This is a genomic window from Comamonas nitrativorans (assembly GCF_042654765.1).
Taxonomy (GTDB): Bacteria; Pseudomonadota; Gammaproteobacteria; order Burkholderiales; family Burkholderiaceae_C; genus Comamonas; species Comamonas nitrativorans.
Window position 1 is genome coordinate 22468 of the sequence record NZ_JBHSEW010000003.1, and the last position, 20389, is coordinate 42856.

Genomic DNA, 20389 nt, shown 5'->3' on the forward strand with positions numbered 1-20389 from the left:
CGGGGCGGTGGATAGCACAAAAACAGAAGCTGCTGGTGCTCAGCAAATCAGCGTTTCAGCATCAAAAGTATCTAAAAACCAATCAACATCAGCGCTACCAGATATGAAAACTGTAAGCATCACCCTGCAAGACCACATTGCCACCATCGCCCTGAACCGCCCGGACAAGGCCAACGCCATGAATCTGGACATGTGGCAGGAAATCCGCCAGGCGTTCGAGTGGGTGGACGCCACCCCCGAAGCCCGCGTGGCCGTGTTGCAGGGCGAGGGCAAATACTTCACCGCCGGGATCGATCTGCAAATGATGCTGGGCCTGCAATCGCACATTGCCGACGATTGCGAAGGCCGGATGCGCGAGAAGCTGCGCCGCCTCATCCTCGATCTGCAAGACACCCTGACCAGCCTGGAGCGCTGCCGCAAACCCGTGCTGGCCGCGATTCACGGCGGCTGCATCGGCGGCGGCATCGACCTGATTGCCTGCGCCGACATGCGCTACGCCAGCAGCGACGCCAGCTTCACGATCAAGGAAATCGACATCGGCATGGTGGCCGACGTGGGCACGCTGCAACGCCTGCCCAAGCTGATCGGCCAGGGCATCACGCGCGAACTGGCCTACACGGGCCGCGTGTTCGGGGCGCAGGAGGCGCAGCAGATCGGCCTGGTGAACCGCGTGTTCGACACGCGCGAGCAACTCTGCGCCGGGGTGCGCGAGATCGCCGCCAGCATTGCGGCCAAGTCACCGCTGTCGATTCGCGGCAGCAAGGAAATGCTGAACTACGCCCGCGACCACAGCGTGGCCGACGGCCTGAACTACGTCGCCACCTGGAACGCTGCCATGCTGCAAAGCGACGACCTGATGGCCGCGATGATGGCGAGCATGGCCAAGCAGACGCCGGAGTTCAAGGACTGAAGCCGATCGGCTGTTGAACGGCCCTGTTAGAACGTATTTACGATCTCGGCGCGAAGGGGTGCGGGAAGCGGATCGGGATGATCTGCCAGGCGCAAACCGCAGCCATAGCGGTGCTATGGCGAGGATTTGCAACGACGCAGAACGCCCGAGGCCGCGACTGCACACCCGCGCGGAGATCGTAAACACGTTCTTAGAAGCCTATTGCGCCAGCACGCGCCGGTACTGCATGGCCTCGGCCACGTGGGCGCTGGCGATGGCGGCGCTGCCGTCCAGGTCGGCAATGGTGCGGGCCACGCGCAGGGCGCGGTGCGTGGCGCGGGCCGACCAGCCCAGGCGTTCGGCGGCCTTGTGCAGCAGGGTCTGCGCGGCGGGGTCGAAATCCAGCGCGTCCAACTGGCTGCTGCGCAGGTGCTGGTTGGGCGTGCCCTGGCGTTGCAGGGCGCGGTCGCGGGCCTGCACCACGCGCTGGCGGATGGCGGCGCTGGCCTCGCCGGGCGGGGTGTGCAGCAGCTCCTGCACCGGCAGGGCGGGAACGTGGACGTGCAGGTCGATGCGGTCGAGCAGCGGGCCGCTCAACTTGCCCTGGTAGCGGGCGATTTGCTGCGGGGTGCAGCGGCAGGGCCGCTGGGCGCTGCCGTGAAAGCCGCAGGGGCAGGGGTTCATCGCCGCCAGCAACTGGAAGCGGGCCGGGAACTGGCTGCTCAGGGCCGCGCGGGCAATGGTGATGTGGCCGTTTTCCAGGGGCTCGCGCAGGGCTTCGAGGGCGCTGCGGGCAAATTCGGGAAATTCGTCCAGAAACAGCACGCCGTGGTGCGCCAGCGAAATCGCCCCGGGCCGGGGCGGCGAGCCGCCGCCGACCAGGGCGACGGCGCTGGCCGTATGGTGCGGGGCGCTGGTGGGGCGCCGGCCCCAGTGCAGGGGGTCGAAGCGCCCGGCCAGGCTGGCGACGGCGGCGCTTTCCAGCGCTTCCTGCTCGGTCATGGCGGGCAACAGGCTGGCAAAGCGCTGCGCCAGCATGGATTTGCCCGCGCCCGGCGGGCCGACCAGCAGCACGCCGTGCCCGCCCGCTGCGGCAATCTCCAGCGCCCGCTTGGCCTGCACCTGGCCCTTTACCTCGGCCAGATCGGGGCCGCTGGCCGATGCCGCCAGCGGCTGGGGCAGGATGCGCTGCCAGCCCTCGGCGGCGGGCTGGCCCAGCAGATGCGCCACCACGTCGAGCAAATGCGCCGCGCCGAACACCTGCGCCGTGGGGGCCAGGGCGGCCTCGCGGGCGCTGTCCAGCGGCAGCACCAGGCGGCTGTCACCGGTATGCAGGCTGCTGACCAGCCCGCCGCGCACCGGGCGCAGGGCGCCGGACAGGGACAGCTCCCCGGCAAACTCCCAGCCGTGCAGCGCCTGGGCCGGAATCTGGCCGCTGGCCGCCAGAATGCCCAGGGCGATGGGCAGGTCGAAGCGGCCCGAGTCCTTGGGCAAGTCCGCCGGGGCCAGATTGACGGTGATGCGCTTGTTGGTCGGAAACTCCAGCCCGCTGTTGCCGATGGCGCAGCGCACGCGCTCGCGGGCCTCTTTCACCTCGACATCGGCCAGCCCGACCAGGGTCAGGCTGGGCAGGCCGTTGGCCAGATGCACTTCGACGGTGACAGCCGGGGCTTGCAGGCCCAGCAGGGCGCGGCTTTGAACGCAGGCAAGGGTCATAAACGCCTTTGAAAACGGGGGAAAGCCGCCAATCTAGGCCGCCTCCCCGGGCCTGCCAAGGGGATTGGCCCGGATAACGCGGCATGGCCGGGGCGTGCCCCTTCATGGCAGGCATTCAAAAAATTCAAGCCGGTGCCCAGGCCCGACGGCTACCATCCTTCGCCATGGATACCGCTTTGCAACACCTTCTGGAGCGCGTACGCGCCGCTGCTGCCGATGCCACCCCCTTGCGCCTGTGCGGCGGGGGCAGCAAGGATTTTCATGGTCTGGCCCCCGAGGGCACGCCGCTGGAGCTGCGCCCGCTGCGCGGCATCATCAGCTACGAGCCGACGGAGCTGGTCGTCACCGCCCGCGCCGGCACGCCGCTGCTGGAGCTGGAAGCCGCCCTGGCCGAAGCCGGGCAGGCCCTGGCCTTCGAGCCGCCGCACTTTGCGCAGGCGGGCCGCCAGGCCACCGTCGGCGGCATGGTGGCGGCGGGCTGGTCGGGCCCGGCGCGGGCCAGCGTCGGCGCGGTGCGCGACTTTGTGCTGGGCGTGGAAATCATCAACGGCCAGGGCGAGCTGCTGCGCTACGGCGGGCAGGTGATGAAAAACGTGGCCGGTTACGACGTCTCGCGCCTGATGGCGGGCAGCTGGGGCACGCTGGGCGTGATCACCGAAGTGAGCCTGAAAGTGCTGCCCCAGGCCCCGGCGCAGGCCACCCTGGTCTTTGACCTGGACGAGCAGCAGGCGCTGGACGCCCTGAACCGCTGGGGCGGCCAGCCCCTGCCGCTGAACGCCAGTTGCTGGACGCAGGGCCAGCTGTGGCTGCGCCTGCGCGGCGCCCAGGCGGCGGTGCAGGCCGCGTGCCAGAAGCTGGGCGGCGAGCGCCTGCCCGACGACCAGGCCGACGCCCTGTGGCACAGCCTGCGCGAGCAGCAGCACCCCTGGTTTGCCGGGCGCGGCGATGCCGATGCGCTCTGGCGCCTGTCCGTGCCGCAAACGGCGGCCCCGCTGCCCCTGCCCGCCGGGGTGGCGGCGCCGCTGACCGAATGGCACGGTGCCCAGCGCTGGGTGCAGGCACCCCGGGCCATGGCCAAGGCGATTGCCGCAGCAGCGCAGGCCGCAGGCGGCAGCGCCACCATTTTCAGAGCTGCTGGCGCTGGTGAAATAAGCAATTGGCCTATCTTTGATCCGCAAAGTGCCAGTCTGCAAGCGGTACACGCTCAATTAAAAAGAGCATTCGACCCGCACGGCATCTTCAACCCGGGCCGCACCGGCCTTTGACATTCAGGAAAGGAACGGCACCCCATGCAAACCCATCTGGCCCCTGAATTTCAAGGCACCCCCGACGGCATCGAGGCCGAAGCCATTCTGCGCAAATGCGTGCATTGCGGCTTCTGCACCGCCACCTGCCCCACCTACCAGACCCTGGGCGACGAGCTGGACGGCCCGCGCGGGCGCATCTACCTGATCAAGCAGGTCATGGAAGGCACCGCGCCGACCCGCGCCACGCAACTGCACCTGGACCGCTGCCTGACCTGCCTGAACTGCGAATCCACCTGCCCCAGCGGCGTGCAGTATGGCCGCCTGATCGACATCGGCCGCAAGGTGGTCGATGCCAAGGTGCAGCGCCCCCTGGGCGAACGCCTGCAGCGCTGGGCGCTGAAGGAGGGCATCACCTCCCCCCTGTTCGCCCCGGCCATGAAGCTGGGCCAGGCCGTGCGCAGCCTGCTGCCCGCCAGCATCCGCGCCAAGGTGCCGGCCAAGAGCGAACACGGCACCTGGCCGGCCCGCGAACATGGGCGCAAGGTGCTGCTGCTGGCCGGCTGCGTGCAGCCGGCCATGCTGCCCAACATCAACTACGCCACCGCCCGGGTGCTGGACGCCGTGGGCATCCAGACCGTGGTGATCGACCAGGCCGTGTGCTGCGGCGCGGTGAAATTCCACCTGAACGACCAGGAAGGCGGCAAGGACCAGATGCGGGCCAACATCGACGCCTGGTGGCCTGCGGTGGAAGCGGGCGAGGTCGAAGCCATCGTCAGCAACGCCAGCGGCTGCGGCGTGATGATCAAGGACTACGGCCACGCCCTGCGCCTGGACGCGCAGTACGCCGAAAAAGCCGCCCGCATCAGCGCCCTGGCCCGCGATCTGGCGCAACTGCTGCCCGACATGCTGCCGGAGCTGATCGAAAAACTCGCCGGCCAGGCCCGGCTGCCCCGGGCCGCCATGGCCTACCACCCGCCCTGCACCCTGCAGCACGGGCAAAAGCTCAAGGGCGTGGTCGAAAGCCAGCTTGCCCAGCTGGGCTTCACGCTGAAAACCTCGCGCACCGAAGCGCACCTGTGCTGCGGCTCGGCCGGGACGTACTCCATCCTGCAGGCCGACCTTTCCAAGCAACTGCGCAGCCGCAAGCTCGGCGCCCTGGGCGAAGCGTTTACCGACGACAGCCCGCCAGCGGCCATCCTGTCGGCCAACATCGGCTGCATCACCCACCTGCAGGCGGGCACCAGCATCCCGGTGCGGCACTGGGTCGAGGTGCTGGACGAGGCGCTGCAGACGACCTGACCCGGCTTCGCCCTGGCCCGCGCCACCAGCGGCCAGGGCGGACAACCTTACTGGCGACGGCGTTTAACCGCGCCCCCTGGGGGCGGGCACGGCAATCTCGGGCAGGATGGTTGCGCTTCATTCGCAACCCGGCAAAGGAGACTTATGACCATCCCCGTCCAATTGCTGCGCTCCGTCCCTGTCGCCCAGGGCACCACCGCTTTTCATTTCAGCAAACCCGCAGGCTTCGGCTTCAAGCCCGGCCAGGCGTGCGACCTGATCCTGCCGGGGCAGGCACAAAACAACGGCGCCGATACCCGCCATGCCTTTTCCATCGTCAGCGCCCCGCATGAGGACGAACTGGTCTTTGCCACCCGGATGCGCGACAGCCCCTTCAAACGCGCCCTGGCCCAACTCCAGCCCGGCACGACGATGGAGCTGGACGGCCCCTTCGGTTCGCTGACGCTGCACAAAAAGGCCGAACGCGCCGCCGTCTTCATCGCCGGGGGCATCGGCATCACCCCCTTCATGAGCATGGTGCGCCACGCCGCCCACAGCCACAGCACCCAGCCCCTGGTGCTGCTGTATTCCAACCGCCGGCCCGAGGATGCGGCCTTCCTGACCGAGCTGCAGGCGCTGGCCGCCGCCCATGCGCCCTTGCGGCTGATCGCCACCATGACCGACATGGCGCATGCCACCCAGCCCTGGGACGGGGCCACCGGCGCGATCGACAGCGCCTTGCTGCAAAAAATCGCCAACGGGTTGGACGCCCCGATCTTCTACGTCTCCGGCCCGCCGCCCATGGTCGCTGCCCTGCGCGACACCCTGGAAGCCACGGGCATCGACGAGGACGATGTGCGCAGCGAGGAGTTCTACGGTTACTGACACCCTCCACGGCGGGAACCGCCTGAACGTGGCCTTCCGCACCCTGGTGGGCGACGGCAGGCGAGGCTGACGCAGCGCCCGTCTTGGGCCTGCCTCAGTCCTCTTCCTCGCCCTCGGGTTCGGAGGACGGCTCCACGGTCGGCTCGGGCTGGCCGGTCTGGGGCGGCACCCACGGCAGCTCGCGCGGCGTCAGGTCGGGGATGGCGATGCGTTCGTAATCGCCCTGCAGGTCGGCAGCACGGCGCGGCGTGCCGATGGGGGCGCCGGCCTTGCCCTGGCGGACGGCGGCCAGGTCCTGCTCGCTGGGGTAGCGGCCCAGCAGCCAGTAATCGAACACGCGCCGGGCAATCGGCGTGGCGGCCGCGGCGCCGAAACCGGCGTTTTCCACGATCACCGCCAGGGCGATTTCCGGGTTCTCCGCCGGCGCGTAGGCCATGTAGAGCGAATGGTCGCGCTGGCGCTCGGCCAGTTTCGCGGCGTTGTAGCGTTCCTTCTGGCCGATGGTGACGGCCTGGGCCGTGCCGGTCTTGCCCGCCGAGGTATAGGCCGCTCCGGCAAACACGCCGCGCGAGGTGCCCTCGGTGGTCACGGCCTGGACGGCCTCGCGCACGGCCTGGACGTTGGCGGGCTTGTAGCCCAGGGACACCCCCGGCGGCTGCGGCAAGCTCTGGTAGTGCCGCGTGACGGCATCGACCATGCCCAGGCCCAGGTGCGGCCGGTGCTGGATGCCGCTATTGGCCAGCATGGCCGTGGCATAGGCGATCTGCAGCATGGTGAAGTGGTTGTAGCCCTGGCCGATGCCCAGCGAAATGGTTTCGCCCGCATACCAGCGCTTCTGCTCCGGGCGCTTGTACGTGTCGCGCTTCCACTGCATGCTGGGCAGCACGCCCTGCGCCTCGCCTTCCAGGTCGATGCCCGTGCGCCGGCCAAAGCCCATGGGCAAGAGGTAGTCGTGAATCATGTCCACACCCATGTCGTTGGCCAGCATGTAGTAGTAGACGTTGGACGATTTGACGATCGAGCGGCGCAGATTGGTCGGCCCGTTGGGGTGGCCGGAGCGGAAGGTGTGGCCGCCAAACGTCCAGCTGCCGTTGTCCTGGATGATGGTGTCGACCTTGCGCTTGCCCGACTCCAGCCCGGCCAGCCCCATGAAGGGCTTGTAGGTCGAACCCGGCGGGTAGGTGCCGCGCAGCGCCCGGTTCAGCAAGGGCCGGTCGATCGAGGTGTTCAGCAGGTCCCAGTTCTCCTGGTCGATGCCGCCGATGAACAGGTTGATGTCGTAGCCCGGCTTGCTGACCATGGCCAGCACCTCGCCATTGCGCGGATCAATGGCGACCAGGGCGCCCCGGCGCTCGCCGAACAGGTCTTCCGTCAGTTTCTGCAGACCGATGTCCAGGCTCAGCACCAGGGTGTTGCCGGGCGTGGCGGCGCGGCTGCTCAGGCGGCGCACGGCAAAGCCGCCTGCCGTGGTTTCCAGCTGCTCCCAGCCGGTCTGGCCGTGCAGCTCGCGCTCGTAATACTGCTCGATGCCCAGCTTGCCGATGACTTCGGTGCCCCGGTAGTTGGCGGCGTCGTCCGAGTCGTCGATCGCCTCCTGCTCCTTGGCATTGATGCGGCCGATGTAGCCGATCACGTGCCCGGCCACTTCGCCCAGGGGGTAGGAACGAAACAGCCGCGCCTTCACGTCCACACCGGGAAAGCGCCAGCGCTGCGCAGTGAAGCGGGCCACCTCCTCGTCGCTCAGGCGGATGCGCAGGGGGATGGATTCAAAGCTCTTGCTGTCGGCCATCAGGCGCTTGAACTGGCGCCGGTCGCGGGCGCTAATCGGGATCAGCTCGGCCACGGCGTCGATGGTCGCTTCCAGGTCTTCCACCTTGGAGCGGGTGATCTCCAGCGTGTACGCCGAGTAGTTGGTGGCCAGCAAAACGCCGTTGCGATCGACGATGCGCCCCCGGTTGGGCACGATGGGCACGACGGCGGTGCGGTTGCTCTCGGCCCGCTGGGCAAACGCCTCGTGGCGCTGCACCTGCAGCACGTACAGGCGGTAGGCCAACAGGCCGAACAGCAGCAGCACGACCAGCGCCAGGACGCCCACCCGCAGGCGGAACCCCTGCTCCTGCGCCTGGGTGTAGAGGCTGCGAAAGCTCAACCGGCCATGCGTCACGCTGCAGCTTCCATCCTAGAGGGGCCGTTCGTCGTCATGGACGAGCGCCCGGCGCTGCGGGGCCAGCAGCACGGCAATGGCCAGCGGCCACAGCAGCCCTTCAAGCAACGGCGCCAAAGCCAGCCAGAAGCCCGGAAAGATGCCGCCGGCCGCCATGCGGATGAGCATTTGCAGGGCGTGCGCCAGGAAGAACACCGGCAGCATCTGCAATCCCTGCGCCCAGCCGGAGAACCACAGCAGGCGCCGGCTGTTAGTCTGGGTGATGAACATCACCAGCACGTAGACCAGCGCGTGCTGGCCCAGCAGCGCCGTATGCTGCACGTCCATCAGCAGCCCCAGGACAAAGGCCCAGCCCATGCCCATGCGCTGCGGCTGATGCACGCCCCAGAAGGCCAGCACCAGCAGCAGGATGTCGGGCATCCAGATCCAGTTGCTGGTGGGCAGCAGATTCACCACCAGGGCCAGGAACAGCGTCAGCCCGATGAACCAGGGGTTGGCCGGCAGCAGCAGTTGTTCGCCACGCGGCATGATCATGGCGCACCCTCCGATACCGGGGCCATCGGCGCCGGGCGGCGCCGGGCGGATTTGTCTTCCCGCGCCTTTTTCTGCGCTGCGGCGTTGGCCGTGGTCAGCACCGTCAGCTCCTGCGGGGCCGGCAGTTCGGCGGCCAGCACTTCGTTGCGTGGCGTCAGCACCAGAACATGGCGGGCACCTTCCATCCGGGCCAGAGGCTGGCTGTCGATGCGCAGGAAGGCGGTGGCGCCCTGGCGCTCGACCACCGTGATCGTGGCCACCGGCAGGTCTGGCGGATAGATGCCATCCAGGCCGCTGGTCACCAGCGTGTCGCCAGGCTGGATGTCGCTGTCGCTGGGCATGTAGCGCAGCTCCAGCATGTCCGGGGCCAGATTCGAGGACAGGCCGTACATCACGCCGCGCACTCCGGTGCGGGTCACCTGCACGGGGATGGCCTGGTCACGATCGACCAGCAGGCGCACCTCGCTGGTAAAAGGCTGCACCCGCACCACCTGCCCGAGCACGCCCTGGGCGTCCATCACCGGGCTGCCCGGCAGGATGCCCGCGACCTGGCCCTTGTCCAGAATCACCCGGCGCGAATAGCTGTCCGGCGATTCGTACACCACCTGCGCCGCCTGGGCCGGCAGGGGCAGGCGCTCGCGCAGGCCCAGCAGGGCCCGCAATTCCCGGTTTTCCTGCCCCAGCAGCTCTGCCTGATGGGCCTGCAGGCTCATGGCGGTGATTTGCTCTTCGGCCCGATGGGCGGCGCTTTGGGCGGTTTCCAGCTTTTCCAGGTAATCGGCCGCATCGCTGAGCAGGCGCAGCGGCTGCAACAGCGCCTGCTGCACCGGATAAAGCACCGTGGCCAGGGCCTGGCGCAGCGGGGCGATCAGGTGCAGCCGCGCATCGGCCAGCATCAGCACCAGGGACAGAATGCAAAAAACCGCCAGTTGCGCTGGAGCGGGAAGGCGGTTTTTGAACAGCGAAGGTGCATCCCTCTCCAGGGTGCGCAGGCTCATGGCTCGCTGGTGAAGATGCTGCCTTGGCGGTCGAGGTGGTCCAGCGCCATGCCGCAGCCGCGCACCACGCACGACAGGGGGTCTTCGGCCACCAGCACCGGCAGGCCGGTTTCTTCGGACAGCAGGCGATCCAGATCGCGCAGCAGGGCGCCGCCGCCGGTCAGCATCATGCCGCGCTCGGCAATGTCGGCGCCCAGCTCGGGCGGGGTCTGCTCCAGCGCGTTCTTCACGGCGCTGACGATCTGGTTGAGCGGCTCGTTCAGGGCTTCCAGCACTTCGTTGCTGGAGATGGTGAAGCTGCGCGGCACGCCTTCGGAGAGGTTGCGCCCGCGCACCTCGATCTCCTTGACCTCGTTGCCGGGGAAGGCGCTGCCGATTTCCTTCTTGATGAGTTCGGCGGTGGGCTCGCCGATCAACATGCCGTAGTTGCGGCGGATGTAGCTGATGATGCTTTCGTCGAACTTGTCGCCGCCCACGCGCACGCTGCCCTTGTAGACCATGCCGCCCAGGGAGATGACGCCCACTTCGGTGGTGCCGCCGCCGATGTCCACGACCATCGAGCCGGAGGCTTCCGACACCGGCAGGCCCGCGCCGATGCCGGCCGCCATGGGCTCCTCGATCAGGTAGACGCCGGCGGCGCCGGCCGCCTCGGCGGCGTCCTTGATGGCGCGGCGCTCGACCTGGGTGGAGCCGCAGGGCACGCAGATGATGATGCGCGGGCTGGGCGCCATCACGTTGCGCGGATGCACCATCTTGATGAACTGCTTGATCATCTGCTCGGTGATGACGAAGTCGGCGATCACGCCGTCCTTCATGGGGCGGATGGCCTCGATGTTGCCGGGCACCTTGCCCAGCATGGCCTTGGCTTCGCGGCCCACGGCCTGGATGACCTTCTTGCCGTGCGGGCCGCCTTCGTGGCGGATGGCCACGACCGAAGGCTCATTCAGAACCACGCCCTTGTCGCGGGCAAAAATCAGGGTGTTGGCGGTGCCAAGATCGATCGCCAGATCGGTCGAGAAGTACCGGCGGAAAGCTCCGAACATTCAAAAATCCTTTGCGGCACGGCACGCGCTTCGGCTTGCCATCGCCGGGGTCTAACGGGGAAAAAAGAGGGGGATGGGGTGTTTTTTGCGCTTTTGCGCACACCGAGAAGGGGCTTTTCGCGCAAAGGAAAGATAATACCGCATTGCCTGTGAATAACCCCAGGTTCCTGGCATTGGCCTTCACACTTTTACGTCCGGTTGCTGGCCGGTTTTCTCTCGGATTGCACGATGGCACTTACTTCCCAAGACATTGACCGCATTGCCAATCTGGCACGGCTGGAACTTTCCCCCGAAAAAAGCGAGCGGATGCGCACCCAGTTGAACGATTTTTTCGGCATGGTGGCGCAGATGCAGGCCGTCGACACCAGCGGCATCGAGCCCCTGACCCACCCGGTGGCCGTGCTGCAGGACGTGCAGTTGCGCCTGCAGGACGACGTGGTCACAGAAACCAACCAGCGCGAGGCCTACCTGCGCAACGCCCCGGCAGCCGAGCAGGGGCTGTTCCTGGTTCCCAAAGTCATTGAATAACTGTCTGCCGGTTCGTTTTATGAGTACCCAAGATTTGCATCACCTCAGCATCGCGGCCCTGGCCGCGCAGATCCGCAACCGCCAGACCAGCGCCACCGAAGTGGCCCAGCACTTCCTGGCGCGAACCAGGGCCCAACAGGCGCTGGGCGCGTTTCTGGCCGTCGATGAAGACGTCACCCTGGCCCAGGCCCGGGCGCAGGACGCGGCCATTGCCGACGGCAGCGCAGGCCCGCTGGCGGGCGTGCCCATCGGGCACAAGGACGTGTTCGTCACGCGCGACTTTCCCACCACCGCCTCCAGCCGGATGCTGGCGGGCTACCGCTCGCCGTTCGACGCCACCGTCGTCACCCGGCTGGCCGATGCGGGCTGCGTCACCCTGGGAAAACTGAGCTGCGACGAGTTTGCGATGGGCAACGGCAACGAAAGCGCCGCCATCGCCCCCGTGGGCATGGACGCCCCGGCCCCGGTGCGCAACCCCTGGGACACGGGCCGCGTGCCCGGCGGCTCCTCGGGCGGCAGCGCCGCCGCCGTGGCCGCCCGCATGGTGGCTGCGGCCACGGGGACGGACACGGGCGGCTCGATCCGCCAGCCCGCCAGCTTCTGCGGCATTACCGGCATCAAGCCCACCTATGGCCGCGCCAGCCGTTACGGGATGATTGCCTACGCCTCCAGCCTGGACCAGGCCGGGCCGATGGCCCACAGCGCCGAGGACTGCGCCCTGCTGCTGTCGGTGATGTGCGGGCCGGACGTGCAGCGCGATTCGACCAGCCTGGACGTGCCTGCCGAAAACTTCACCCGCCAGCTGGGCGACAGCATCGAGGGGCTGCGCATCGGCGTGCCCGCCGAGTTCTTTGCCGACGGGCTGGCCGACGACGTGCGCAGCGCCGTGGATGCCGCGCTGAAGGAATACGAAAAACTCGGCGCCCGACTGGTGCCGGTGCAGTTGCCGCGCACGCAACTGTCGGTGCCTGCCTACTACATCATCAGCCCGGCCGAGGCCAGCTCCAACCTGTCGCGCTTCGACGGCGTGCGCTACGGCCACCGGACGGCCCAGCCCGCCGATTTGCAGGATTTGTACAAAAAGTCCCGCGCCGAAGGCTTTGGCGACGAGGTGCAGCGGCGCATCATGATCGGCGCCTACGTGCTGTCGGAAGGCTATTACGACGCCTATTACCTGCAGGCGCAGAAAATCCGCCGCCTGATCGCCAACGATTTCCAGGCCGCCTTCCAGCAGTGCGACGTGATCGCCGGGCCGGTGGCCCCCAGCGTGGCGTGGCAGCTGGGCGACAAGGCCGACCCGCTGGCCAGCTATCTGGCCGACGTGTTCACCCTGCCCGCCTCGCTGGCCGGGCTGCCGGCCATGAGCCTGCCGGCCGGTACCGGCGCGGGCGGCCTGCCGGTGGGCCTGCAACTGATCGGCAACTATTTGCAGGAGGGGCGGCTGCTGAACGTGGCGCACCGCTTGCAGCAGGTGACGGACTTCCACCGCGCCAGCCCGGCCAACATTGAATAATTCAGTAGCTACTTCCGCTGGAATTCAAACGATTTCAGATATGAAACCATCTGAAATCTCTGCATAGCAAGCGGAAACAGCTCTCTTTTTAAAGTAGAACCCATGACTGCCCCCCTGATTCACGGTTACGAAGTCGTCATCGGCTTTGAAACCCACGCCCAGTTGGCCACGGCCAGCAAGATTTTCAGCCGCACCAGCACCGCCTTCGGCGCGGAGCCGAACACCCAGGCCAGCGCCGTCTGCCTGGCCCTGCCCGGCACGCTGCCGGTGATGAACAAGAAGGCGGTGGAATGCGCCATCCAACTCGGGCTGGCGCTGGGTTCGCACATCGCACCGCGCAGCATTTTTGCCCGCAAGAATTACTTCTACCCCGACCTGCCCAAGGGCTACCAGATCAGCCAGTTCGAGATTCCCGTGGTGCAGGGCGGCGAGGTCAGCTTCTACCTGGGCGACGAGAAGAAAACCGTGCGCCTGGTACGTGCCCACCTGGAAGAAGACGCGGGCAAATCGGTGCATGACCTGTTCCCCGCCGAATCGGGCATCGACCTGAACCGCGCGGGCACGCCGCTGCTGGAGATCGTGACCGAGCCGGACATCCGCTCCAGCGCGGAGGCCGTGGCCTACGCCAAGGAGCTGCACAAGATCGTCACCTGGATCGGCATCTGCGACGGCAACATGCAGGAAGGGTCGTTCCGCTGCGACGCCAACGTCTCGGTGCGGAGGCCCGGCCAGCCGCTGGGCACGCGCCGCGAGATCAAGAACCTGAACTCGTTTCGCAACATGCAGCAGGCCATCGACTACGAAATCCGCTGGCAGATCGAACAGATCGAGGACGGCCACACCATTCAGCAGGCCACCGTGCTGTTCAACCCCGACACGGGCGAAACCCGCGCCATGCGCACCAAGGAAGACGCGGCCGACTACCGCTACTTCCCCGACCCCGACCTGCCGCCGCTGGTCATCGCCCCCGAATGGGTGGAACAGGTCAAGGCCGCCATGCCCGAACTGCCGCGTGCCCAGGCCGAGCGCTTCGTGCAGCAATACGGCCTGCCCGAGTACGACGCCACCACGCTGACGCAATCGCAGGCCATGGCCGCCTACTTCGAAGACACGGCCCAAGCCTGCGGCCAGCCCAAGCTGGCCAGCAACTGGGTGATGGGCGAAATCTCGCGCCGCCTGAACGCCGAGGAAATCGGCATGGACGCGGTGAAGGTCGGCAGCGCCCAGCTGGGGCAGTTGATCGCCCGCATCCAGGACAACACCATCAGCAACAACGCCGCCAAACAGGTATTCGAGGCCCTGTGGGCCGGCGAAGGCCAGGACGTGGATGCCGTCATCGAGGCCAAGGGCCTGAAACAGATGAACGACACCGGCGCCCTGGAGGCCATCATCGACGCGGTGATCGCCGCCAACCCGGCCAACGTCGAGCAGTACCGCGCAGGCAAGGACAAGGCCTTCAACGCCCTGGTCGGCCAGGTGATGAAGGCCAGCAAGGGCAAGGCCAACCCGGGGCAGGTAAACACGCTGCTCAAGACAAAACTGGGCGGCTAAACTGGCTCGCCCAGCCTGAACAACGCGGCCCCTTGCCGGGATTCCGAGGCCCACGCGGCAGGAATCCGGGGGCGCAGGAATTTTGCAGATGGACGCTGTTGCAAGCCTTTATTTCTCTCTGATCGTCCCTGTCTGTCTGTGGTTGCTGGCGCTGGTTTGCGCCGGTGTCTGGTGGGGCATGGGCCGCCCGGCGTATCTGCCGTGGTACGCCTGCGCTTCGTTTTTCGGCGGTATCGGGCTGGCGGCGCAGACCGTCATACCAGCTGCGGACTACGCGCCGATGGCCCCTTTTCTGTCCCCGTCCTACACCCTGGCGATCATCGGACTGACCTGGGCCCTGGCCCTGCGCCTGAAGATCGTCATGAGCTGGCGCTGGACGCTGGTGGTCGGCCTGCTCATCGAATTGCTGATCGTCTATTTCTCCTGGGGACGCGAAAGCCTGTCCGCCCGCCTGGTCGTGATGGCCCTGGGGCTGTCCGCACTGCTGCTGCAACTGCTGCCCGGGCTGCTGCGGCTGCGCTGGCGGGCGCTGTCCTTCGTGGATCGGGGGCTGGTCTGCGGTTATGGCGTGTATACCCTGTTCGTCATCGTGCGGCCCGTGCTGCTGTTCAGCGACCCGGAGAGTTTCGGCCAGCCATTTGCCCTGGGGGTGTCGCTGATCTGGCTGATCACGCTGTACGGCTCGATCATCATGGGCATCGGCTTCACCGGCTTTTTCCTGGCTGCCGCCGGGCTGGATTCGGTGCAGCAGCTGCGCAACGAGCGTGACCAGGACCCGCTCACCGGCCTGCTCAACCGCCGCGCCCTGCTGGCGCCGTGGCCCGAGCTGGCCACCTCGGGCGCAGTGATCGCCCTGTGCGATCTGGATCACTTCAAGCGCATCAACGATACCTGGGGCCATCCCACGGGCGATGCCGTGCTGCAAACCCTGGCAGCCCTGCTCACCGCCAACGTGCGCCCCAGCGACCGGGTGGGCCGCTACGGCGGGGAGGAGTTTGTCCTGGTACTGCACGGCGTGACGCTGACGGCGGCCATCTCCCGCCTGGAGTTCGTGCGCACCCAGATGGAACACACCACGTGGCCGACCTTGCCGCCCGGCACCTCGGTCACGTTGAGCCTGGGCGCCGTGGAACTGCGCCCGCAGGAGACGCTGGAAGAGGCCATCGCCCGCGCCGACGTGCAGCTGTACGCCGCCAAGCAGGGCGGGCGCAACCGCCTGTGCTGGCAGGAGTGAGCCGCCCCATGCGCCGCCCCATGAATCACCCCGTCACGCAGCCGCGTTGAACTGCACCACCCAGTCGGCAAGCTCTGCCGCCGGCAACGGCCGGCTGAAGAAATACCCCTGCCAGGTATTGCAGCCGTAGCCTTGCAGAAAGTCGCGCTGGGCGGCAGTCTCCACCCCTTCGGCGATCACGCTCAGGCCCAGGCTGGTGCCCAGGGCCACCACGGTGCGGGCAATGGCCGCATCGTTGGCATCGGTCAGCACGTCGCGCACGAAGCCCTGGTCGATCTTGAGCTGGTCCAGCGGCAGGCGCTTCAGGTAGGCCAGCGAGGAATAGCCGGTACCGAAATCGTCCAGCGAGAAGGCGATGCCGTGGCGCTTGAGCTGGAGCATCTTGTCGATGGTGTCCTCCACGTCCTGGAGCAGCAGGCTTTCGGTCAGCTCCAGCTCCAGGTAGCGCGGGTCGGCCCCGGTCTGGGCGACGGCACCGAGTACCCGCTGCACGAAATCGGGCTGGTGGAACTGCCGGGGACTGACGTTGATGGCAATGCTCAAGCCCGCCAGCAGCGGCACCTTGCTCCAGGCCGCCAGCTGGGCGCAGGCGGTGTGCAGCACCCAGTTGCCCAGGGCCAGAATCTGCCCGCTGTCCTCGGCCAGCGGGATGAACAGCGCGGGAGACACCAGGCCGCGCTCGGGGTGGCGCCAGCGCAGCAGGGCTTCGCAGCCGATGACCTTGCGGGCATGCACCTGGGGCTGGTAGAACAGTTCGAAGTGGCCTTGCTCCAGGCTGGTGCGCATCTGCGCTTCCAGTTGCACGCGCTCCTGCATGGCGGTGTGCATGTTGGGCGAATAGAACTGCAAAGTGTCGCGCCCGGCGGTCTTGGCCTGGTACATGGCCAGATCGGCACGCTTGAGCAGTTCCTCGGCGGTCAGCTCCTGGCCCAGGAACAAGGCGATGCCGATGCTGGCCGTGGTGTGGTGCGGTTCGCCGTGCAGCAGGAAGGGGGCGCGGAACACTTCCAGGATGCGCTGGCCGGTCTGCTCGACCAGGGAGACGGCCTCGCCGGGGTGGCGGGACAGGTTTTCCAGCAGGACGACGAATTCATCATCGCCGTGGCGGGCCACGGTGTGGCGCTCGTGGGTGCTGCTGCGCAGGCGTTCGGCCACCTGCTGGAGCAGGGCGTCCCCGCTCTCATGGCCCTTGACTTCGTTGACGGTCTTGAAGTGGTCGATGTCCAGCATCAGCACCGCGCCATAGATGCGCTGCTCGGCGCTGCGGGCCAGCGTGTGCTGCAGGGTGATGAGCAGCTGGCGGCGGTTGGGCAGGCGGGTCAGGGCGTCGTAGTACTCCAGGTAGGTGATTTTTTCTTCGGCGGCCCGGCGCTGGGTCAGATCCTGGAGCACCACCAGCTGCCCGTTGCCCAGCTGCACGCCGGAGATTTCCAGGATGCGTTCCTTGCCCTCCCCGTCAGTGATGCGGTATTCCCCGGGCGGGATCAGTCCATCGCCGGCGCGGGCCTGCGCGGCCAGGCGCTCCCAGTCCTGGCGCACCTGTTCGCGCACGGCCGGGTCGGGGTAGGCTTTTTCCCACCAGGTGGCCAGGTCGGGCATCGTTGCCGCGTCGTAGCCGGTGACGATGGTGTAGTACGGGTTCAGGTAGCTGATGGTGCCGTCTTCCTGCGTCCAGCTCACGCCGACGGGCAGATGGCGCAGGATGTTGCGCTGCTGTTCTTCGCGGTCGCGCAGGGCTTCCTGCATCTGCCGCCGCTCGGTAATGTCCTGGATGACGGCCAGGTGGTAGGTGGGCGCCTGCCCGAGGGTCCACATGGGGGAGATGTTCACCTCGACCCAGACGGGGCGGCCGTTTTTGTGCAGCATCCGCTGCTCCAGGTGGTACTCCCGGATTTCGCCGACCAGCAGCCGCTGGTGCTGCTGGAGCGCAACGGACAGGTCTTCCGGCTCCAGCAGCTCCTGGAAGGTTTTGTCGTGCAGTTGCGCCTCGGAATAGCCCAGGATATGGGCGTAACGCTGGTTGATGCGCAGCAGGTGCCCGGACCGGGCATCGGTCAGGGCCATGCCCACGGTGGCCTGGTTGAAGACGGCCAGGAAGTTCGCTTCGCTGACGGCCAGGGCCACCGTATGACGGGACAGCGTCCAGCCGACCAGGACGCCCACCAGCACGGCGGCCAATGCGCCGCCCACGGCAATCCACCAGGGCAGCAACTGCTCGGCATAGGAGAGCATGGCGCGGCTGGGCACGAATTCCAGCCGCCAATACCGGTCATGCACCTGCACGATGCGCACCTGGGGTGCCAGGTGCCGCGCCTGCTGGGCCGAGGCAAAGTTGCTCGACTGGCCGACCAGCAGGGCGGGGGTCTGCGGGGGCGCAACCTGCGTGCCGATGTCGCGGATCTGCACGGCCACACCCCGGAAAAAGCCCAGTTGCTCCAGGCTCTCCAGCATCGCCGATACGTCCACCGAGGTACCGACCGACCCCAGAAACTCCCGCTCATCGGGATGGCTCCAGGGCTGTTCCGTTTCCAGGAACACCGGCAGGCGCAGCAGGAAGCCCTCCGTTCCCTGTTTGAGAGTGAAAGGGGCGGACATCGTTGCCTGGCCGCTGGTCCGCCCGGCCAGCAGGGCCGTCAGATTGTTGGGCTGGGTGGCCAGGTCCAGGCCCCAGACGCTTTCGTTCCGGTCCAGCGGCCACAGGTACTCCAGCAGGAAGTATTCGTCGCGCACGGTGGTGGGCATGTCCGGCAGCACCAGCCCGGTGCGCACGGCCTGCTCCTGCATCCGCTGGACATAGTCGGGCAACGCCTGCCGGGGCACCCGGCGGACAAAGGACAGGGAGCGGATCTCTGCGTAGTTTTGCGAGACGTTGTGTACCGCCGCCACCTGGTGGAACTGGTCGAAGCGCAGGTAGGGGTTGATGAGGAACAGGTCGCGCAATCCGGCAGTGACTTCGGTGTAGGCCGTGATGCGGTGGGACAGCGCGTCGGTGGAGGAGCGCACCTCTTCGGTAAAGCGCACTTCGGCCAGGGCAGCGTCGGCAGAGCGTTGCTGCTCCACCAGGCCATAGGTCAGCCCCCACCCTGCCAGCACGACGACCGCGCCGATAAACCAATGACCATGTTTGCGCCAAAAAGCGGTAGGCTTCATCAGGAGTGTCCTTTCCAAACGCGCCGCCAAGGACTGCGGATACACAGGCTAGCGACTTTCGTCATCGGAAGGGAAGGGGCAAAACCCGTGCGCAGCCGCCCTGGTTCACACTGATTTGGATTTGGCTGCATCCCCGGCCCAATGCTGGCATCATCGCGGGTTTGGTTTTTTCCTCGCAGCCCTGGCTGCCCGCCCATGACTGATACCACTGCTGCGGCCCCCGCCCCCGATTCCGCTCCCACCACTGATTCCACGCCCCAGCCCTCGCGCCGTGCCCCCCACCCGGTGCTGGTGCAGCTCGGACAGCTTTACCCGGCACTGTTCGGCGCCACGGTGCAACCGCTCAAGCGCGGGATTTTTCAAGACCTGCTGACCGCACACGGCGAGGTGCTGGACAAGGCGCAGCTCAAAGTTGCCATGGCCATCCACACCCGTTCCACCCGCTACCTGCAGGCCGTGGCCAGCGGTGCCGCACGGCATGACCTGCAAGGCAACGCCGTGGAGGCGATGGCCCCCGAGCACGTGCTGCACGCCGTGCTGGAAGTGTTCAAGCGCCGCAAGCCGCGCCCCGGCGAAACCGTCGAGCAGCAGCAACAGCGCCTGCAACGGCGCATTGCGCAAATCTTCACCGACAGCGGCCTGACCCGCGAAGCCCTGCTGGAACGCGCCAACATCAAGGAGCCGACGGCCCTGGCCACGCTGACCGCCGCCCTGGACTACGCCGCCGAGCAGGACGCCCGCGCCGAAGCCGTGCAACGCGCCTTTGCCGCCAGCGGCGCGGCCAGCCCCGCCGCCTTTGCCCAGATGTACGGGATGCACCCCAAGGCCGTCGAGCGCCAGCTGGCCCGCGCTGCACAGCTGCAAGCCTTGCGCAGCGCCTGACGGTCGGCGGCGGCACCCAGGCGGTGTATGGTTCGGGGCTCTGTGCGCTTTACCGACCCTGCCTTATGTCCCCCACCGTTCTCGGCACCCTGCATACCGTTTTACGTGGCCGTGCCCAACCCTATGCCCGGCTGGATGGCCGCCCCGGCGGCCCCAGCGCCATCGACAAGCAACCCGTGCCCGGCCCGGTGCCCGTGGCCGAACTGGGGCTGGAGGGCGACGAGCAGGGCGACCGCAAAGTCCACGGCGGGCCGGACAAGGCCATCCACCACTACCCTTGGGAACATTACGCCGCCTGGCGCGGCGAGCTGGGCGACCTGCCCGTGCTGCGCCAGCCCGGGGCGTTCGGCGAGAATTTTTCCACCACCGGCATCACCGAGGCCACGCTGTGCTGGGGCGATCGGGTGCGCGTCGGCACCTGCCTGCTGGAGCTGGCGCAAACCCGCCAGCCGTGCTGGAAGCTGAACACCCGCTTCGGCCAGGCCACCATGGCGCGGCAGGTGCAGACCACCGGACGCACCGGCTGGTACTGGCGCGTGCTGGAGCCGGGCAGCGTGCAGGCGGGCGATGCCATTGCCCTGGTTGACCGCCCCCACCCCGACTGGCCACTGACCCGCGTGTTGCAGGTGCTGTACCACCAGTGCCTGGACGGCGCGGCGCTGCGCGAACTGGCCGAACTGGCGCTGCCGCCCTCCTGGCAGCGCCTGGTGCAGACGCGGCTGGAGCGCCACCAGGTCGAGGACTGGGCCAGGCGTTTGGACGGGGCGCAGGACTAGC

At 67.5% G+C, this 20389-nt stretch carries 15 protein-coding genes and 1 pseudogene; 10 read left to right on the forward strand and 6 right to left on the reverse strand.

What is annotated here, in order from left to right; all coding sequences use genetic code 11:
* Nucleotides 1–112: 112 nt before the first annotated feature.
* Nucleotides 113–910 (forward strand): annotated as a pseudogene (locus ACFO3A_RS04510) (crotonase/enoyl-CoA hydratase family protein); the annotation flags it as partial.
* Between the two features lie 198 nt (nt 911–1108).
* On the opposite strand, the gene ACFO3A_RS04515 reads toward ACFO3A_RS04510, so the two are convergent.
* Nucleotides 1109–2605 carry a YifB family Mg chelatase-like AAA ATPase gene (locus ACFO3A_RS04515; RefSeq protein WP_377724366.1) on the reverse strand — a complete coding sequence of 499 codons (1497 nt, stop codon included), beginning with the start codon at nt 2603–2605 and terminating at the stop codon, nt 1109–1111.
* Nucleotides 2606–2769: 164 nt separating this feature from the next.
* On the opposite strand from ACFO3A_RS04515, the gene glcE reads away from it, so the two are divergent.
* The 3 genes from glcE (at nt 2770) to ACFO3A_RS04530 (ending at nt 6015) form a co-directional block, all read left to right on the forward strand.
* Entirely contained in the window at nt 2770–3870 is a 1101-nt protein-coding gene (gene glcE, locus ACFO3A_RS04520; protein ID WP_377724367.1) for a glycolate oxidase subunit GlcE, read from the forward strand.
* Nucleotides 3871–3894: 24 nt separating this feature from the next.
* A complete protein-coding gene (gene glcF / locus ACFO3A_RS04525) occupies nt 3895–5151 on the forward strand; it encodes a glycolate oxidase subunit GlcF (protein ID WP_377724369.1) in 1257 nt (418 codons plus the stop codon).
* Between the two features lie 144 nt (nt 5152–5295).
* Nucleotides 5296–6015, forward strand: a complete 720-nt coding sequence (locus tag ACFO3A_RS04530) for a ferredoxin--NADP reductase (protein WP_377724371.1) — start codon at nt 5296–5298, stop codon at nt 6013–6015.
* Nucleotides 6016–6109: 94 nt separating this feature from the next.
* Here the strand turns inward: ACFO3A_RS04530 and mrdA are convergent, their stop codons facing one another.
* Genes mrdA through ACFO3A_RS04550 form a run of 4 tightly spaced genes read right to left on the reverse strand, consistent with a single transcriptional unit; the run spans nt 6110 to nt 10754 of the window.
* Nucleotides 6110–8179: a penicillin-binding protein 2 gene (gene mrdA, locus ACFO3A_RS04535; RefSeq protein WP_377724372.1), complete on the reverse strand. Its 2070-nt coding sequence runs from the start codon at nt 8177–8179 to the stop codon at nt 6110–6112.
* Nucleotides 8180–8194: 15 nt separating this feature from the next.
* Nucleotides 8195–8713 carry a rod shape-determining protein MreD gene (gene mreD, locus ACFO3A_RS04540; RefSeq protein ID WP_377724374.1) on the reverse strand — a complete coding sequence of 173 codons (519 nt, stop codon included), beginning with the start codon at nt 8711–8713 and terminating at the stop codon, nt 8195–8197.
* Nucleotides 8710–9711 carry a rod shape-determining protein MreC gene (mreC, locus tag ACFO3A_RS04545; protein WP_377724375.1) on the reverse strand — a complete coding sequence of 334 codons (1002 nt, stop codon included), beginning with the start codon at nt 9709–9711 and terminating at the stop codon, nt 8710–8712. The genes mreD and mreC overlap by 4 nt, the downstream gene beginning before the upstream one ends.
* On the reverse strand, nt 9708–10754 hold the full coding sequence (locus ACFO3A_RS04550; protein WP_377724376.1) for a rod shape-determining protein: 1047 nt from the start codon (nt 10752–10754) through the stop codon (nt 9708–9710). The genes mreC and ACFO3A_RS04550 overlap by 4 nt, the downstream gene beginning before the upstream one ends.
* Before the next feature lie 228 nt (nt 10755–10982).
* Here ACFO3A_RS04550 and gatC point away from each other — a divergent pair, with 228 nt between their 5' ends.
* The 4 genes from gatC (at nt 10983) to ACFO3A_RS04570 (ending at nt 15580) form a co-directional block, all read left to right on the forward strand.
* Nucleotides 10983–11282, forward strand: a complete 300-nt coding sequence (gene gatC, locus ACFO3A_RS04555) for an Asp-tRNA(Asn)/Glu-tRNA(Gln) amidotransferase subunit GatC (RefSeq protein WP_377724378.1) — start codon at nt 10983–10985, stop codon at nt 11280–11282.
* A 19-nt stretch (nt 11283–11301) separates the two neighbouring features.
* Nucleotides 11302–12795: an Asp-tRNA(Asn)/Glu-tRNA(Gln) amidotransferase subunit GatA gene (gene gatA, locus ACFO3A_RS04560; RefSeq protein ID WP_377724379.1), complete on the forward strand. Its 1494-nt coding sequence runs from the start codon at nt 11302–11304 to the stop codon at nt 12793–12795.
* Between the two features lie 102 nt (nt 12796–12897).
* The gene (gene gatB / locus ACFO3A_RS04565) at nt 12898–14346 is read left to right on the forward strand and encodes an Asp-tRNA(Asn)/Glu-tRNA(Gln) amidotransferase subunit GatB (protein ID WP_377724380.1); all 1449 of its coding nucleotides are present in this window, start codon (nt 12898–12900) and stop codon (nt 14344–14346) included.
* Nucleotides 14347–14434: 88 nt separating this feature from the next.
* Entirely contained in the window at nt 14435–15580 is a 1146-nt protein-coding gene (locus tag ACFO3A_RS04570; protein WP_377724382.1) for a GGDEF domain-containing protein, read from the forward strand.
* 33 nt (nt 15581–15613) lie between these two features.
* On the opposite strand, the gene ACFO3A_RS04575 is transcribed toward ACFO3A_RS04570, so the two are convergent.
* Complete coding sequence (locus ACFO3A_RS04575; protein WP_377724384.1) at nt 15614–18730, reverse strand: bifunctional diguanylate cyclase/phosphodiesterase; 3117 nt, start codon at nt 18728–18730, stop codon at nt 15614–15616.
* A 195-nt stretch (nt 18731–18925) separates the two neighbouring features.
* Here ACFO3A_RS04575 and ACFO3A_RS04580 point away from each other — a divergent pair, with 195 nt between their 5' ends.
* Together ACFO3A_RS04580 and ACFO3A_RS04585 are read left to right on the forward strand one after the other, a co-directional pair.
* Complete coding sequence (locus tag ACFO3A_RS04580) at nt 18926–19612, forward strand: ProQ/FINO family protein (protein ID WP_377724385.1); 687 nt, start codon at nt 18926–18928, stop codon at nt 19610–19612.
* A gap of 65 nt (nt 19613–19677) precedes the next feature.
* Nucleotides 19678–20388, forward strand: coding sequence for an MOSC domain-containing protein (locus tag ACFO3A_RS04585; protein ID WP_377724386.1), 711 nt, complete (start codon nt 19678–19680; stop codon nt 20386–20388).
* The last annotated feature ends 1 nt before the right edge of the window (nt 20389 follow it).

What these genes read in the sequence shown, in the direction of transcription:
- ACFO3A_RS04515 (WP_377724366.1), bottom strand. Translation starts at nt 2,605, where the DNA reads ATGACCCTTGCCTGCGTTCAAAGCCGCGCCCTGCTGGGCCTGCAAGCC.
- glcE (WP_377724367.1), top strand. Translation starts at nt 2,770, where the DNA reads ATGGATACCGCTTTGCAACACCTTCTGGAGCGCGTACGCGCCGCTGCT.
- glcF (WP_377724369.1), top strand. Translation starts at nt 3,895, where the DNA reads ATGCAAACCCATCTGGCCCCTGAATTTCAAGGCACCCCCGACGGCATC.
- ACFO3A_RS04530 (WP_377724371.1), top strand. Translation starts at nt 5,296, where the DNA reads ATGACCATCCCCGTCCAATTGCTGCGCTCCGTCCCTGTCGCCCAGGGC.
- mreD (WP_377724374.1), bottom strand. Translation starts at nt 8,713, where the DNA reads ATGATCATGCCGCGTGGCGAACAACTGCTGCTGCCGGCCAACCCCTGG.
- mreC (WP_377724375.1), bottom strand. Translation starts at nt 9,711, where the DNA reads ATGAGCCTGCGCACCCTGGAGAGGGATGCACCTTCGCTGTTCAAAAAC.
- ACFO3A_RS04550 (WP_377724376.1), bottom strand. Translation starts at nt 10,754, where the DNA reads ATGTTCGGAGCTTTCCGCCGGTACTTCTCGACCGATCTGGCGATCGAT.
- gatC (WP_377724378.1), top strand. Translation starts at nt 10,983, where the DNA reads ATGGCACTTACTTCCCAAGACATTGACCGCATTGCCAATCTGGCACGG.
- gatA (WP_377724379.1), top strand. Translation starts at nt 11,302, where the DNA reads ATGAGTACCCAAGATTTGCATCACCTCAGCATCGCGGCCCTGGCCGCG.
- gatB (WP_377724380.1), top strand. Translation starts at nt 12,898, where the DNA reads ATGACTGCCCCCCTGATTCACGGTTACGAAGTCGTCATCGGCTTTGAA.
- ACFO3A_RS04570 (WP_377724382.1), top strand. Translation starts at nt 14,435, where the DNA reads ATGGACGCTGTTGCAAGCCTTTATTTCTCTCTGATCGTCCCTGTCTGT.
- ACFO3A_RS04575 (WP_377724384.1), bottom strand. Translation starts at nt 18,730, where the DNA reads ATGAAGCCTACCGCTTTTTGGCGCAAACATGGTCATTGGTTTATCGGC.
- ACFO3A_RS04580 (WP_377724385.1), top strand. Translation starts at nt 18,926, where the DNA reads ATGACTGATACCACTGCTGCGGCCCCCGCCCCCGATTCCGCTCCCACC.
- ACFO3A_RS04585 (WP_377724386.1), top strand. Translation starts at nt 19,678, where the DNA reads ATGTCCCCCACCGTTCTCGGCACCCTGCATACCGTTTTACGTGGCCGT.